Origin of the sequence: Mycobacterium sp., assembly GCF_036490025.1 — a bacterium.
Lineage (GTDB): Bacteria > Actinomycetota > Actinomycetes > Mycobacteriales > Mycobacteriaceae > Mycobacterium.
In genome coordinates, this window is sequence record NZ_DASXEP010000003.1 from 1 (window position 1) to 14,392 (window position 14,392).

The 14,392-nt window shown below is 67.2% G+C and carries 15 protein-coding genes; 7 read left to right on the top strand and 8 right to left on the bottom strand.

Features of this window, described 5'->3' with window-relative positions; translation table 11 throughout:
- The first annotated feature begins 25 nt into the window (after positions 1-25).
- Positions 26-193, top strand: coding sequence for a DUF3117 domain-containing protein (locus VGG53_RS00525; RefSeq protein WP_003406247.1), 168 nt, complete (start codon positions 26-28; stop codon positions 191-193).
- On the opposite strand, the gene glgA is transcribed toward VGG53_RS00525, so the two are convergent.
- Positions 190-1,359 (bottom strand): glycogen synthase, encoded by a 1,170-nt coding sequence (gene glgA / locus VGG53_RS00530; RefSeq protein WP_331516020.1) that lies wholly within the window; start codon positions 1,357-1,359, stop codon positions 190-192. The genes VGG53_RS00525 and glgA overlap by 4 nt on opposite strands.
- 145 nt (positions 1,360-1,504) lie before the next feature.
- On the opposite strand from glgA, the gene glgC reads away from it, so the two are divergent.
- Positions 1,505-2,719: a glucose-1-phosphate adenylyltransferase gene (gene glgC / locus VGG53_RS00535; RefSeq protein ID WP_331515990.1), complete on the top strand. Its 1,215-nt coding sequence runs from the start codon at positions 1,505-1,507 to the stop codon at positions 2,717-2,719.
- Between the two features lie 8 nt (positions 2,720-2,727).
- On the opposite strand, the gene VGG53_RS00540 is transcribed toward glgC, so the two are convergent.
- From VGG53_RS00540 to VGG53_RS00555, 4 genes are read right to left on the bottom strand one after another with little or no spacing between them, the layout of a single operon-like run.
- Positions 2,728-3,405, bottom strand: a complete 678-nt coding sequence (locus VGG53_RS00540; RefSeq protein WP_331515991.1) for an isoprenylcysteine carboxylmethyltransferase family protein — start codon at positions 3,403-3,405, stop codon at positions 2,728-2,730.
- 11 nt (positions 3,406-3,416) lie between these two features.
- Complete coding sequence (locus tag VGG53_RS00545; protein ID WP_331515992.1) at positions 3,417-5,057, bottom strand: ABC transporter permease; 1,641 nt, start codon at positions 5,055-5,057, stop codon at positions 3,417-3,419.
- Positions 5,054-5,989 carry an ABC transporter ATP-binding protein gene (locus VGG53_RS00550; protein WP_331515993.1) on the bottom strand — a complete coding sequence of 312 codons (936 nt, stop codon included), beginning with the start codon at positions 5,987-5,989 and terminating at the stop codon, positions 5,054-5,056. The genes VGG53_RS00545 and VGG53_RS00550 overlap by 4 nt, the downstream gene beginning before the upstream one ends.
- Entirely contained in the window at positions 5,973-6,617 is a 645-nt protein-coding gene (locus VGG53_RS00555; protein ID WP_331515994.1) for a TetR/AcrR family transcriptional regulator, read from the bottom strand. The genes VGG53_RS00550 and VGG53_RS00555 overlap by 17 nt, the downstream gene beginning before the upstream one ends.
- Before the next feature lie 89 nt (positions 6,618-6,706).
- Here VGG53_RS00555 and VGG53_RS00560 point away from each other — a divergent pair, with 89 nt between their 5' ends.
- The gene (locus tag VGG53_RS00560) at positions 6,707-7,396 is read left to right on the top strand and encodes a type 1 glutamine amidotransferase domain-containing protein (protein ID WP_331515995.1); all 690 of its coding nucleotides are present in this window, start codon (positions 6,707-6,709) and stop codon (positions 7,394-7,396) included.
- 3 nt (positions 7,397-7,399) lie between these two features.
- Here the strand turns inward: VGG53_RS00560 and VGG53_RS00565 are convergent, their stop codons facing one another.
- Complete coding sequence (locus tag VGG53_RS00565) at positions 7,400-8,068, bottom strand: O-methyltransferase (RefSeq protein WP_331515997.1); 669 nt, start codon at positions 8,066-8,068, stop codon at positions 7,400-7,402.
- Between the two features lie 199 nt (positions 8,069-8,267).
- Between VGG53_RS00565 and sigE the strand changes: the two genes are divergently transcribed.
- The 4 genes from sigE (at position 8,268) to tatB (ending at position 11,614) form a co-directional block, all read left to right on the top strand.
- On the top strand, positions 8,268-9,044 hold the full coding sequence (gene sigE, locus VGG53_RS00570; RefSeq protein ID WP_331515999.1) for an RNA polymerase sigma factor SigE: 777 nt from the start codon (positions 8,268-8,270) through the stop codon (positions 9,042-9,044).
- 105 nt (positions 9,045-9,149) lie between these two features.
- Positions 9,150-9,623: an anti-sigma E factor RseA gene (gene rseA / locus VGG53_RS00575; protein ID WP_331516001.1), complete on the top strand. Its 474-nt coding sequence runs from the start codon at positions 9,150-9,152 to the stop codon at positions 9,621-9,623.
- Positions 9,624-9,710: 87 nt separating this feature from the next.
- The gene (locus tag VGG53_RS00580; RefSeq protein WP_331516002.1) at positions 9,711-11,213 is read left to right on the top strand and encodes a S1C family serine protease; all 1,503 of its coding nucleotides are present in this window, start codon (positions 9,711-9,713) and stop codon (positions 11,211-11,213) included.
- Positions 11,213-11,614 (top strand): Sec-independent protein translocase protein TatB, encoded by a 402-nt coding sequence (tatB, locus tag VGG53_RS00585; RefSeq protein ID WP_331516003.1) that lies wholly within the window; start codon positions 11,213-11,215, stop codon positions 11,612-11,614. The genes VGG53_RS00580 and tatB overlap by 1 nt, the downstream gene beginning before the upstream one ends.
- Position 11,615: 1 nt before the next feature.
- Here tatB and VGG53_RS00590 read toward each other — a convergent pair whose 3' ends face one another.
- Together VGG53_RS00590 and VGG53_RS00595 are read right to left on the bottom strand one after the other, a co-directional pair.
- On the bottom strand, positions 11,616-12,773 hold the full coding sequence (locus VGG53_RS00590) for an Mrp/NBP35 family ATP-binding protein (protein ID WP_331516021.1): 1,158 nt from the start codon (positions 12,771-12,773) through the stop codon (positions 11,616-11,618).
- Positions 12,774-12,847: 74 nt separating this feature from the next.
- The gene (locus tag VGG53_RS00595; protein WP_331516023.1) at positions 12,848-14,062 is read right to left on the bottom strand and encodes a lytic transglycosylase domain-containing protein; all 1,215 of its coding nucleotides are present in this window, start codon (positions 14,060-14,062) and stop codon (positions 12,848-12,850) included.
- Positions 14,063-14,392: the final 330 nt, after the last annotated feature.

The window sequence follows — 14,392 nt, forward strand, 5'->3', positions numbered from 1 at the left end:
AGCTCGAATCTGGAGGGAGCGCTCGATGGCGGCGATGAAGCCCCGGACCGGTGACGGTCCACTGGAAGCGACGAAGGAGGGGCGCGGCATCGTGATGCGGGTACCGCTGGAGGGCGGTGGTCGACTAGTCGTCGAGCTGACTCCCGATGAAGCCGCTGCACTTGGCGACGAACTCAAAGGCGTCACCAGCTAAGCCAGCTTCTGGTAGATCTCCAGCGTCTGCTGCGCGATCTGCGCCCAGGAGAATTCGGCGATGCAGCGCCGCCGCCCTGCTTGGCCATAACGCTCCGCCTGCTCCGGATCGGTGACCAACGCGTTGACCGCTCGGGCGATCCGGGCCTGGAAGCCGTCCGGGTCGCCGGGGTCGTAGTGCACCAGCGAACCGGTCACTGAATCGGCAACCACCTCGGGGATGCCGCCGACGTCGGAGGCGACCACCGCGGTGCCGCATGCCATCGCTTCGAGGTTGACGATTCCCAGTGGCTCGTACACCGACGGGCATACGAAAACCGTTGCCGCCGAGAGTATCTCGCGAATCTTTCCGATGGGCAGCATTTCCCGGACCCAGAACACGGCGGTGCGCGTGCGGGCCAACTCCGCCACCCCGGCGCTCACTTCGGCGGCGATTTCCGGTGTGTCGGGCGCTCCGGCGCACAGCACCAATTGGACGGCGGGATCGAAATCGTGCGCGGCCGCCAGTAGGTGGGCCACACCCTTCTGCCGGGTGATCCGCCCGACGAATGCGACTATCGGACGGCTGCGGTCGACTCCGAGGTCGGCCAGCACCGACTCGCCGGGCTGGGATCCCAGCCCTTCGGCCGGATACCAGACCTCGGTGTCGATCCCGTTGCGCACGACGTGCACTCGGTCGGGATCCACCATTGGGTAGACCCGCAATACGTCCGCACGCATCCCGGAACTGACCGCGATCACCGCGTCGGCGGCATTCAGCGCGGTCTGTTCCACCCACGACGAGACGCGGTAGCCGCCACCGAGTTGCTCGGCCTTCCACGGCCGCAACGGCTCCAGCGAATGCGCGGTCAGCACATGGGGAATGTCGTAGAGCAGCGAGGTCAGTTGTCCGGCCATCCCGGCATACCAGGTGTGCGAGTGGACGACGGTGGCCTCCGCGGCGGCGTTGGCCATCACCAGATCGGACGACAGCGTCGAGAGCGCCGGATTCGCGCCGCGCAGTTGGGTGTCCGGCTGGTAGGCGAACGCCCCGGGCCGCGGAGCCCCCATGCAGTGCACGTCGACCTGGCATAACTTGCGCAGTTGCGCGACGAGCTCGGTCACGTGCACCCCGGCTCCGCCGTAGACCTCCGGCGGGTACTCCCGAGTCATCATCGCCACGCGCATATCCGGCACCGTAGTGGTCGCCCGCGGGCAGTGCAGCGCCACCGGGTTATCGAAGTCATCCAAATTTGTTGATGGACAATCCGTCCGCGTGGGTATTCATCTGTTTGATATGGCAGGGGTTCGCGGCGGCCGATAGGTTTGATCCATGAGGGAAGCGCCACATGTGCTGGGCATTGTCCTGGCCGGCGGTGAGGGCAAGCGGTTGTATCCATTGACCGCCGACCGCGCCAAGCCAGCGGTCCCCTTCGGTGGCGCATATCGACTGATCGACTTCGTGCTGTCCAATCTCGTCAACGCCCGCTATCTGCGGATCTGCGTCCTCACCCAGTACAAGTCGCATTCGTTGGACCGCCATATTTCTCAGAACTGGCGATTGTCCGGTTTGGCCGGTGAATACATCACCCCGGTTCCGGCCCAGCAGCGGCTCGGACCGCGTTGGTACACCGGTTCGGCGGACGCGATCTATCAGTCGCTGAACCTGATCTACGACGAGGATCCGGAGTACATCGTGGTTTTCGGCGCCGACCACGTCTACCGGATGGACCCCGAGCAGATGCTCTGCTTCCATGTCGAGAGCGGCGCCGGGGCCACCGTCGCCGGGATCCGGGTGCCCCGCGCCGAGGCGGCCGCGTTCGGCTGCATCGACGCCGACGAGTCCGGCCGTATCCGCAGCTTCGCCGAGAAGCCGGCCGAGCCGCCCGGCACGCCCGACGACCCGGATGCCACCTTCGTTTCGATGGGGAACTACATCTTCACCACCAAGGTGCTCATCGACGCGATCCGCGCCGACGCCGATGAAGACCATTCCGATCACGACATGGGCGGCGACATCATCCCGCGAGTGGTTGGCGATGGGATGGCCGCGGTCTACGACTTCTCCGACAACGAAGTGCCCGGTGCCACCGACCGCGACCGGGGCTACTGGCGCGACGTCGGGACTTTAGATGCGTTCTACGACGCCCACATGGACTTGGTGTCCGTGCATCCGGTGTTCAACCTCTACAACAAGCGCTGGCCGATCCGCGGCGAGTCGGAGAACCTGGCGCCGGCCAAGTTCGTCAACGGCGGCTCCGCCCAGGAGTCGGTGGTGGGCGCGGGCAGCATCATCTCGGCGGCGTCGGTGCGTAACTCGGTGCTGTCGTCGAACGTCGTGGTCGACGACGGCGCGATCGTGGAGGGCAGCGTGATCATGCCCGGCGCCCGCGTCGGCCGCGGGGCCGTGGTGCGTCACGCGATCCTGGACAAGAACGTCGTGGTCGGACCCGGCGAGATGGTCGGAGTGGATCTGGAGAAGGATCGCGAGCGCTTCGCGATCAGCGCCGGCGGCGTGGTCGCGGTGGGCAAGGGCGTCTGGATCTAGGCGAGGCATCACCAGACGTAGGGCACCAAGCGGTAGTGCACCCGTCGGGTGTAGTCGCGGTAGCCGCTGAGTTCGTGGGTGAGCAGATCCTCTTCATCGCCGATGCGCAGGATGAGCACGATGACGCCGGGGATGACCAGGATCAGGCCCCAGTACGAGCCGAGTGCCGGCGGGATGCCGAGCATCAAGAACACGTTCCCGGTGTACATCGGATGGCGCACCAGCCCGTACAGACCGGTGGAGACGAGCTGCTGGCCCTCCTCGACGGTGACATTGGCTGCCGCATAAGCGTTTTGGACGATCACCAGCATCGACAGGCCGAGGCCGATCGCGACCAGGACGTCGCCGATCACCGAGACGGACGCCGGTACCGGCGACGACCAGCCGAAGCGGTGATCGAGGGCGCTTATCACGAACATGGCCGGAAACGAGACGAACACGACGGTGATGAGGATCCGCTGCAGCGGTCGGGTCTCCGCTGACGGCCCCACCCGCATCCGCCGCTCGAGCGCGGCGGGGTTCGTGCGCATCAGGTACACACTCGGGATCCACGTGGAGAGCGCGAACACCCCAAGGAAAGCCCATGCCTGCCAGTAATGAATCGTCCCGGCCGGCAGGAACAGCATCAATCCAAAGGCCACCAGGCCCAGAGTGGCTGAAAGTAGGCCCTTTGCAATAGTTTTCATCATGAACCTCCTTAGGTCTGCACATCACGGCGGCGGAAGGCCGCCATTCCCAGGGCGATCAGCGCGGCGTCGATAGCCAACGACCACAGCAGCGGAACCGGTGTGAAGGCAGCGCCAGTGACGAGCGGAACGTGCGCGAACGGTTCGAGGTCGAGCACCCACTGCGGAAAGCCCGACAACGACCCGATCAGGTACAGCGCGACGAATCCGACCAGTACTCCCCATGCCACCGGACTGAATCGCGGTGCCAGCCCGAATAATGCGACGGTTACCGCGGCGGGCAGCCACACGGCGGGGAGCTGTACAACGGCGGTGCCCAGGACCATGAGTAATTTGCCGCCGAGGTCGTGGGCGGCGATTCCGTAGCTGAGTCCGGCAACCGCGCCGGCGATCCCGATCGCCACCGCCGATCCCGCCAACGCGATCATGACATGACTTGCCAGCCAACGGCTTCGGCTTACCGCGCCGCCCAGTAGCGTCTCGGTCCGTTGGCCGGCCTCTTCTTGGTGCAGGCGCAGCGTCAGCGAAATGGCGAACGCAGCCGCCATCATGCCCAGCATGCTGAACGCGGCTGCGACGAAGGCCTGTTCCACGACGCCGGTGCCGCCCATGCGGACGACGATGTCGCGCGCTGTGTCGCCGCCCAGCTCGTCGCCGATGCCGTGCACGATGCTGCCGATCAGCAAGCCGTACAGGCACAACCCGACGGTCCACAGCAGCAGAGCGCCGCGATCCAGCCGCCAGGCCAGGCCGAAAGCGTTCCGCAGCAACGGTGTTGCGGTGCCCGGGCCGGCGCGTTCGGCGATCAGCCCTGCACCCACGTCACGACGCGCAAGGAGCCGGTAGGCCAGCGCGGTGAGCAGGACCGTCGTCGCCAGATGCAGCAGCAACACCCACCACCGGTCACCGGCGTACGGGCGGACCTGCAGCGACCAGCCCAGCGGCGAGAACCACGACAACGCGCTCGCCCCGGCGTCACCGACGGCGCGCAGCGTGAAAGCGGTTGCCAGCACGGTGAAGGCGGCGCCACGCGCGAACCGCGCGCTCGACGACAGTTGGGCTGCGACTGCGGCTACCGCGGTGAACACCAGGCCGGAACAGCCCAGCGCCGCACCGAATGCCAGCGATCCGGGTGGGGGCACGCTGGTGCCCAGCAGTCCGGCGGCGCCGAGCGCACCGGTGATCAGCGACGCCCCGAACGACAACAGCAGGGCCGCGGACAGCCCGGCGTACCGGCCCACCGCGGTCGAGTCGATGAGTTCGGCGCGGCCGGTCTCTTCGTCGGCGCGGGTGTGGCGGATGACGGTGAGGATGACCGCCACGGCGATCAGCAGATGGAACATGCCGGCTTTCCAAATGCCGGTCGCGCCGAGGCTGTCGTTGTAGATCTTTCCGTAGAGCGCGCGCTGCGCCGGGCTCGCCATGATCATGGCGGCGAAACCGGCGCGGGCCCCTTGGTCGGGGTAGACCTTTTCGACGCCGCCGACATAGACGGTGGCCAGGGGCAACGAGAGCAGTAACACCCAGAGCGGCAGCACGATCCGGTCGCGGCGCAGATAGAGCCGGAGCATTCCGAGTGTGCCGGTGAAGGCCGAACCATGTTGCGGCGCCTCGTGTCCTGGGTGCTGCGACCGTTCCAACGTGGCGGTCATCGACGTGCACCTTGAGTGCTCAGCTGACGATGACCGTCGGCGCCGTAGTGCCGCATGAAAAGCTCTTCCAGCGTGGGGGGCTGGCTGACCAGGCTGCGAACGCCGGTGTCGCCGAGCACCCGGATAAGCTCGCCGAGCCCTTCGCTGTCGACGTGGGCGTGCAACGTGGTCCCTTCGTAGCTGACGTCCTCGACGCCGCGGATGCGGGTGAGATCACCCGGATCCCTGAGCAGTTCGGCGGTGATCGTCGTCCGGCTGAGATGCCGCATCGATTCCAGCGTCCCGCTCTCGACGGTCTTGCCGGCGCGGATGATCGTCACCCGCTCGCAGAGTGCCTCGGTTTCGGCCAGGATGTGACTGGACAGCAGGACCGTCGCGCCGCGGTCGCGTGCTTCGGCGACGCATTGCTGAAAGATGTTCTCCATCAACGGGTCCAGGCCGCTACTCGGCTCGTCGAGTAGCAGTAGCCGCGCCCGGGACGAGAATGCGGAGATCAGCGACACCTTCTGCCGATTGCCTTTGGAGTAGGTTCGCGCCTTCTTGTGCGGGTCGAGTTCGAAGCGTTCGATCAGCTCTGCGCGGTGCTTCTCGTCGATGCCGCCACGCATGCGAGCCAGCAGGTCGATGGTCTCGCCGCCGGTCAGGTTCGGCCACAGCGTGACATCGCCTGGAACATAGGCGATCTGCCGATGCAGCGTGACCGCGTCGGTCCAGGGGTCGCCGCCGAGCAAACGTGCCGTCCCGCAGTCGGCCTTCACCACTCCCAGCAGAATCCGGATCGTCGTCGACTTCCCGGCGCCGTTGGGTCCCAGGAAACCGTGCACCTCACCCTCGCGCACCGTCAGCTCCAGGCCGTCGAGTGCCCGGGCCGCACCGAAACTCTTTTTCAGATCCCGGATTTCGATCGGGTAATGGTTACTGTTCACTGCCATCGGTTTCTCCTTGTGCTTGAGCGAGGAAGGCGTCGTACATGTGGCCGTCGGTCATCAGCCCGTCGGTGTAAAGCTCGAGGGCGGGCAGCACCATGTCGCGGCCGTAGTCGCGCAGTACCGCCCGCAAATCTGTTGGGGTTTCGTGCATTTGGATATACAGCAGAAAGCCGCCGCCGCCGGTGATCGCCAGAAACTTGGCCCGGGCAACCGGGTCGCGGCTGGGCTTGAGGATGCCGGTGTCGACGCCCTCATTCAGGTAACTCTCGGCGTTGTCGATCATCGTGCGCCACAACGTTTTCGCGAGCTCGCCGCCGGTCTGCATGCTGCGCACCAGATAGGCCATCAAGGGTGCGTATTCCTCGATTTCGGCCATCGCGGCAAACCAGGTGGCCGGGTCGCTGGAGTTCATCGCCTCGGACTTCCCGGTGCGGATCTCTTCGGCGACGTAGTCGTCGCAGGCCTTGCGCAGCCCGTCTTTGGAGCCGAAGTGGTGGATGACCAGCGCCGCGCTCACGCCGGCCGCTTCGGCGATGGAGCGCAGCCCGACCTCGAAGCCCTGCCCGCCGAACCGCTCGATCGCCGCGTCGCGGATCCGGGCCGCGGCGGTGAGATCGTCGACTGAACGCATGTTCAGAAGATTAAACGCTTGTTCAGCCGGGCGTCAAGAGTCTGGCGGAAACGCAGCGATGGACGGAGCGTCGAGGGAATCCTTGGGGCATGACCAAGCGCATCCTGAATGTCGTCACCAACGTCGCCCATTACGACGATCCGTCCGAGCCCACCGGGCTATGGCTATCGGAGCTGACGCAGGCGTACCAAGCCTTCGCCACGGCGGGTTACGAGCAGACGATCGTGAGCCCGAAGGGCGGCCGGTCACCGCTGGAGCCGCGTTCGCTGAAGTTTCCGAACTACGACAAGAGCGCCAAAGCGTGGAAGGCCAACGACAGGAAGATGATCCTGCTGCACCGCACTGCCTCGCCCGAGGACATCGATTCGGCGGACTTCGATGCGATCTACTTCACCGGAGGTCACGCGGTGATGTTCGATTTCCCCGATAACGATGGGCTGCAACGTATTACCCGTGAGATCTTCGAGCGCGGCGGAGTCGTGTCCTCGGTCTGCCACGGTTACTGCGGCCTGCTCAACACCAAGCTGTCAGACGGATCGTTCTTGGTGGCCGGCCGGAAAATGACCGGGTTCGCCTGGTCGGAGGAACGTCTGGCCGGGGTCGCCAAACTAGTGCCCTACAACGCCGAAGACGAAGCCAAAAAGCGTGGCGCGCGGTACGAGAAGGGCCTGATTCCTTTTGCCTCGCACGTCGTTGTCGACGGCCGGCTGGTCACCGGGCAGAACCCGGGCTCGGCCAAGGCGACGGCCAAAAAGGTCGTCGCGGTGCTGCAGCGCTGACCGTCAGTCCCGAACGGCGGCCAGCAGGCCGTCGCCGAGCGGGATCAGCGCCGGGGTGAGCAGCTCGTTCTCGGCGATCAGCCGGGCCGCCTCACGCACCGCCACCACGTCGGCGTCGCGGGCCGCCGGATCGCCGGCCCGGCCGCCGGCCGCCGCCCCGTGCACGACGATCACACCGCCGGAGCGCAGCAACCGTACCCCCTCGACCACGTAATCCGGCTGGTCGAGTGGGTCGGCGTCGATGAAGACCAGGTCGTAGGAGTCGTCGGCCAGCCGGGTCAGCACTTCCTGAGCCCGCCCGCTGATCAGCCGGGTTCGCGACGGGCCGATGCCCGCATCGGAAAAAGCCTCCTTGGCGATCCGCTGGTGTTCGGGCTCGATGTCGATGGTGGTGAGCACGCCGTCGTCGCTCATCCCCGACAACAACCACAGGCTGCTGACCCCGGCACCCGTGCCCACCTCGACGACGGCCTTGCCGCCGCTGAGCTTGGTCAGCAGGCTGAGCAGCGCGCCGACCGCCGGTGTCACCGCACCGGCGCCGATGTCGGCGGCACGCTCGCGGGCGGCCAGCAAGACCGAATCCTCGGAGATCGAGCCCTCCGCGTGCGCCGAGAGGGACTCGGCCCGACTCGTCGACGCAGGTTGGCCTGGTGTGCGGTCGGTCGTGGCCATGGCGTGAGCGTAAGTCCAACCCATGCCGCCTGCGGTCAGGCGCGCCCGGAGTCCGCGCCGGACACGCGCGCGCCCGCACCGTGATCGAAATGAGACCTGACCCCATATGACCAGCGCAACAGGGTATAGGGGACCATTCTCAGTGAATGTTCAGTGCGGTCACATACCGCGCATACGCCAGTAGGCGACGGTATTGCCCATGGAGCGTGGCGGCCGCTGGTCGGGGAATACTCCCCGCCAACTTCGCGTTGCGCGCGTTGATGACTTGCCCAGCATCGACGGCAGTCCGAGCCCGGAGGAATTGAACATCACCGCCCTGATGAGCCCGTCCAGCATGTCGCACCCCGAGCAGCACCGCGACGCTGATTGGGTCGAGCCTGCGGAGCAGCCCTACGGCACCGCGGTCTTCGACGCGACCGGAGACAAGGCGGCGATGCCGTCATGGGATGAGCTGGTCCGTCAGCACGCCGACCGCGTCTACCGGTTGGCCTACCGGCTCTCCGGTAATCAACACGACGCCGAGGATCTGACCCAGGAAACCTTTATCCGGGTTTTCAGGTCGGTGCAGAACTACCAGCCGGGAACCTTCGAAGGCTGGTTGCACCGCATCACCACCAACCTCTTCCTGGACATGGTGCGACGGCGCGGCCGGGTCCGGATGGAGGCGCTGCCTGACGACTACGACCGGGTGCCGGCCGACGAGCCCAACCCGGAGGAGATCTACCACGACTCCCGGCTGGGCCCTGACCTGCAGGCGGCGTTGGATTCGCTGCCTCCCGAATTCCGCGCAGCAGTGGTCTTGTGTGACATCGAGGGACTGTCCTACGAGGAGATCGGCGCCACCCTCGGGGTGAAGCTCGGAACCGTGCGTAGCCGTATCCACCGCGGCCGGCAGGCGTTGCGCGACTACCTGGCGGCGCACTCCGTGAGCGGCACGCCGTCAGCTGCCGGCGTTGCGCCGGGCCTCGCAGACTAAGACACACGCCACCTGATCGGCTGTTCATCGGTGTTCGGCCTCGGTCAGCGCGCTACATTCGAGGTAGTGCCGCAAAACCCGACGTGATACCGAGAGGAGTTGGTGATGGTCGAGCGGGGACATGTCTTCCGCCGAGCGTTCTCCTGGCTCCCCGCCCAATTCGCCTCGCAAAGCGACGCGCCGGTCGGCGCCCCGCGGCAATTCGGCTCGACCGAGCATTTGTCGACCGAGGCCATCGCCGCTTTTGTCGACGGTGAGCTGCGAATGAACGCGCACCTGCGCGCAGCGCACCACATCTCGCTGTGCCCGGAATGCGCCGCCGAAGTGGACGGACATCGCCGGGCCCGCGAGGCGCTGCGCGATTCCCACCCGATCAAAATGCCCAGCACGCTGCTGGGACTGCTGTCGCAGATCCCACACTGCCCGCCCGACGACGACGCGGGTACTGCGCAGAGCGGCCAGTGGCGGCCGCCCCGGACACCGGGAAACGATCGTCCACCGCCGGAACGCGGCAGGTCGTCGAAGCTGTCCGATCGGTTCGGTGACGGCAGCACGCCCGATCACCCAGAGCCTCGGTAGGGTGGATACCGGTTTGGCCAAGCCGGTGCGCGGCGCCGTGCTCGAGTCCATAGCGCGCGTGTGCTTCAGCGCTCGGAAGAGGATGACGTGAGCTCCGATCAAGACAACAACGGCGCCCCTCGGCTGGCGCCGCGGCCGGTGTCCCGGCCGCCGGTCGACGCCGCATCGCGTCAGGCCTTCGCCCGTCCCGACGGTGTCGCGGGCTCATTCGTCGCCGAGCGGGTGCGACCGTCGAAGTATCGCGACTCCGGCGAGTTCACCCCCCATGACGAACCGGCCGACCCGGTTCTGTCGGAGGCCTTCGGTCGCCCATTCCCCGGCGCCGATTCCCTGCAACGCCATCCCACCGACGCGGGCGCACTCGACGACGGCAGAAACAAAGGCCAACTCGAAGACCCCGAGGACCCATGGCGCGACCCCGGTGCGGCCGCGGCGCTGGGTGAGCCGGCGTTAGCGCGCACCGGCGCCCACGGCCCCGACGTTGCGCACGACCGGCTCGGTGTACGCGACGTGCTGTTCGGCGGACGGGTGTCGTATCTTGCGCTGTTGGTCCTTACCGTGCTGGCGTTGCTGATCGGCCTGGTCGGTGGTGTGGTGGGACGCAAGACAGCTGAAGTCGTCGAGGCCTTCACCACCTCCAAGGTCACCTTGTCGACCAACGGCAACAGCGAATCGCCCGCCGGCCGGTTTGCCAAAGTGGCTGCCACGGTGGCTGATTCGGTTGTCACGATCCAATCGGTCAGCGATCAAGAGGGTATGCAGGGATCGGGATTCGTGGTCGACGGAAAGGGCTACATCGTCACCAACAACCACGTCATCTCCGAAGCGGCCAACAACCCGAGCCAGTTCAAGACCACCGTGGTGTTCAACGACGGCAAGGAAGTGCCCGCCAACTTGGTCGGCCGCGACCCGAAGACCGACTTGGCCGTGCTCAAGGTGGACAACGTCAACAACCTGACGGTAGCCAAACTCGGTGACTCCGACAAGGTTCGGGTCGGCGATGAGGTGCTGGCCGCCGGCGCGCCGCTTGGTCTGCGCAGCACCGTGACGCACGGCATCATCAGCGCGTTGCATCGCCCGATCCCGTTGTCGGGCGAGGGTTCTGACACCGACACGGTGATCGACGCCATCCAGACCGACGCCTCGATCAACCACGGAAACTCCGGTGGACCGCTGATCGACATGAACTCTCAGGTCATCGGCATCAACACCGCCGGCAAGTCGCTGTCCGACAGCGCCAGCGGGCTTGGTTTCGCGATTCCGGTCAACGAGGCGAAACTCGTTGCGCAGACGCTGATCAAGGACGGCAAGATCGTGCACCCGACACTGGGTCTGAGCGCGCGGTCGGTGAGCAACGCAATCGCGCAGGGCGCGCAGGTCGCCAACGTCAAGGCCGGTGGCCCCGCGGAAAAGGGCGGCGTCCTCGAGAACGACGTGGTGGTCAAGGTCGGCAACCGCGGCGTGGCCGACGCCGACGAATTCGTTGTCGCCGTGCGCCAGTTGACCGTTGGGCAGCCCGCTCCGATCGAGGTGGTCCGCGATGGTCGCCACGTCACGCTCACAGTGACCCCGGGGCCGGACGGCGGCTAGTGTTCGCCAACGTCGGCTGGGGCGAAATCCTGGTGCTCGTGGTGGTCGGGCTGGTGGTCCTGGGCCCCGAGCGCCTGCCCGGCGCGGTCCGGTGGACGTCCACCGCGCTGCGGCAGGCCCGCGACTACCTCAGCGGAATGACGACCCAGCTGCGTGAGGACATCGGCCCCGAGTTCGACGACCTGCGCGAGCCGTTGTCCGAGCTGAACAAGTTGCGCGGTATGTCACCGCGCGCGGCGCTGACCAAGCATCTCCTCGACGGCGACGACTCGCTGTTCACCGGCAACTTTGACCGCCCCGCGGTCGGCACACCGGAAAGTGCTGTGGCACAACCGGTTACGAAGTCGCAGTGGAATCCAGCCGCTGATGGGCCGGTGCCGTTCGACACCGACGCCACCTGACTCAGTGCCGGCTCGTATCCAGTCCCAGCGACATGCCGGCCAGTCCGCGGCGCCGCGACGACAGGTTCTCCGCGACTTTGGCCAACTCCTTGCCGACCGGTGAATCGGGAGCGCTGAGCACCACAGGAACCCCGGCGTCGCCGGCGGCAACCAGCGCGGGGTCCAGCGGGATCTGTCCGAGCAGCGGCACGTCGACACCCATTGCGCGCGTTAGCCGCTCGGTGACCTGAGCGCCGCCGCCTTCGCCGAACACCTGCAAGGTCGAGCCGTCCGCGAGTAGCAACCCGGACATGTTCTCCACTACGCCGACGACACGCTGGCGGGTTTGCAGTGCGATGCTGCCCGCCCGTTCGGCGACCTCGGCCGCGGCCAGTTGAGGCGTTGTCACCACGATGATTTCGGCGTTCGGGATCAGCTGAGCGACCGAGATCGCGATGTCGCCGGTGCCGGGTGGCAGGTCGAGCAGCAGCACATCCAGGTCGCCCCAGTACACGTCGGCCAGAAACTGTTGCAGAGCCCGATGCAGCATCGGCCCACGCCATGCGACGGGGGCGTTGCCGTCGGTGAACTGGGCGATGGAGATGACCTTCACCTCGTGAGCGATCGGAGGCAGAATCATCGATTCCACCTGTGTTGGCCGATCGTTCGTGCCCATCATCCGCGGAATCGAGTGGCCGTGGATGTCAGCATCGAGCAGCCCGACCGATACCCCGCGCGCGGCCATCGCCGCGGCCAGGTTGACCGTCACCGTCGACTTACCCACGCCGCCTTTGCCGGAGGCGACGGCGTACACCCGGGTCAGCGATCCCGGCTGGGCGAACGGGATGACGGGCTCGCGGGCGTCGCCGCGCAACTGCTTGCGTAGCTCGGTGCGCTGCTCGTCGCTCATCACGTCCAGGCTGACCTGCACCGCGCCGGTGCCCGGCACGTCGGCGACGGCTTGACGCACGCGGTCGCTGATTTCGGTCTTCTTCGGGCACGCGCCGGTGGTCAGGTAGATCTCGACGTGCACGTCGCCGTCGGAGCCCGCCTGGACACCTTTGACCATCCCGAGCTCGGTGATGGGGCGTCGCAGTTCAGGGTCAATAACCTTGGCCAGCGAGGCGCGAACGGCTGCAGTCAGATCGGACATCACCGCCGAGTGTAGTGCGGCGACGATGCGGGCCGTCTCGGCCCGCGGAGGAGCCGGACTATTGGGCTTGAGCCGGCGACGATGCGGGCCGGGACGGCCGGTCAGGCCGGGGGAGCGGGCGGTGGGCCGGGGGGCTGCCCGGCCGGCGCTACGGCAGCCGGCGGCGCGGGAGCCGGCGCAGGGGCGGCCGGCGGTGGCAATGGAGCCGGTGGAGCGGCCGGTGGCGGGGCGGGCGGCAGGCCCATCAGAGGCGCGGGCGGCGCGAACGGGTTGGCGGGCGGCGCGAACGGGTTGGCCGGCGCATTGAACGTCTGCTGCGGTGTGCCGGTTTCCTGGCCGATGCAGATCACCGTGCACGACGGCGCGTAGGGCAGGGTCCGCTGCATCGACCACGGCTGCGGGCCGGTGCTGGGACCCCCGCTGAGGTCGATCAGCGGCATCTGGGCCAGCGGGTCGGTGGACGGCAGGCCGTGCATGTTCAGCGGCAGATTCGGCCCCAGGCCTTCGGCGTTCTCGAGGTGGGCATCGCCCAGGGGCGGCGGCGGCCCGGTCAGCGGTGGCAGGTCGACCGGGACGACGCCGGTGGCGTAGGCCGCGGCCCAGCCCAGCACATTTTGGGCGTACGGCATCGAGTTGTTGTAGCGCAGGATCGAGGACAGTACCTGCGACTGGTCGCGCAGGTTCAGCCCGCCGCTGCACAGGTATCGAGCTGCGGCCAGGGTGGCGTCATACAGGTTCTGCGGATCGGCCATGCCGTCGCCGTCGCCGTCGGAGGCGTAGCGCGCCCAGGTGCCCGGCAGGAACTGCATCGGTCCCATCGCGCGGGCGTAGCTGACCCGTCCGGCGCCGCTACTTTGGACGATTACCTCGTTGCCGGGCAATGTCCCGTCCAGGGTCGGGCCGTAGATTGGTCGGACCGCGGTCCCGCGGGCATCGGTGGCGCCGCCGTTGGCGTGCCCTGATTCGATGCGCCCGATACCGGCCAGCAGATTCCAGCTGATGCCACAGCCCGGGTCGGCGCTGGCCATCATCCGTTCGGCGTTGCGGTACGCGGTCAGCGCCATCGCCGGGATACCCAGCGCGCCAGGCGAATTCACCAGTATCGTCGGCGGGGGAGCCGACGCGGTGGCCGCCGCGATGTGGAAACCGATCTTCGGATGCTCGACGGCGATCACCAGTGGGCCGGTCGGGTCGGTGGAGGCACGCGCGACCGCGGCAACCGGGGTGATGGCGGCGTCGCGCACCGTCGATTTCGCCAGCGGGAACGGCGGGGCACCGGCACCATCGACGCTGGCATAGATCAGGCAGGCGATCATCGCCACGCCGAACGCCGGTGCCCGGGCCGTGCGGGTCAGGGATTGCTGGACCGTCGCCGTAACGGGCCGGGCGGTCGCCGCGACGGCAGCGGCCGCAGCCGGGATCCTTGCCGCCTCTGCCACCCGAAGTCCGGCCCGGCGCACCGAGGATGCAGCGTTGACAACGGGGCCAGGGATTCTCGGGGTTCTGGGCACACGCAGGATCGCCTGCCGCATCTTTGCCAGGGCCGGACGTGCGCCCGTGCGTCGGACTAACCGCACTCGACCTGCCTAGTCCTCGAGGTTTGTGGGACCCGCGGCACCCCGTGGGCCTCGTGAACTAGGTCACCA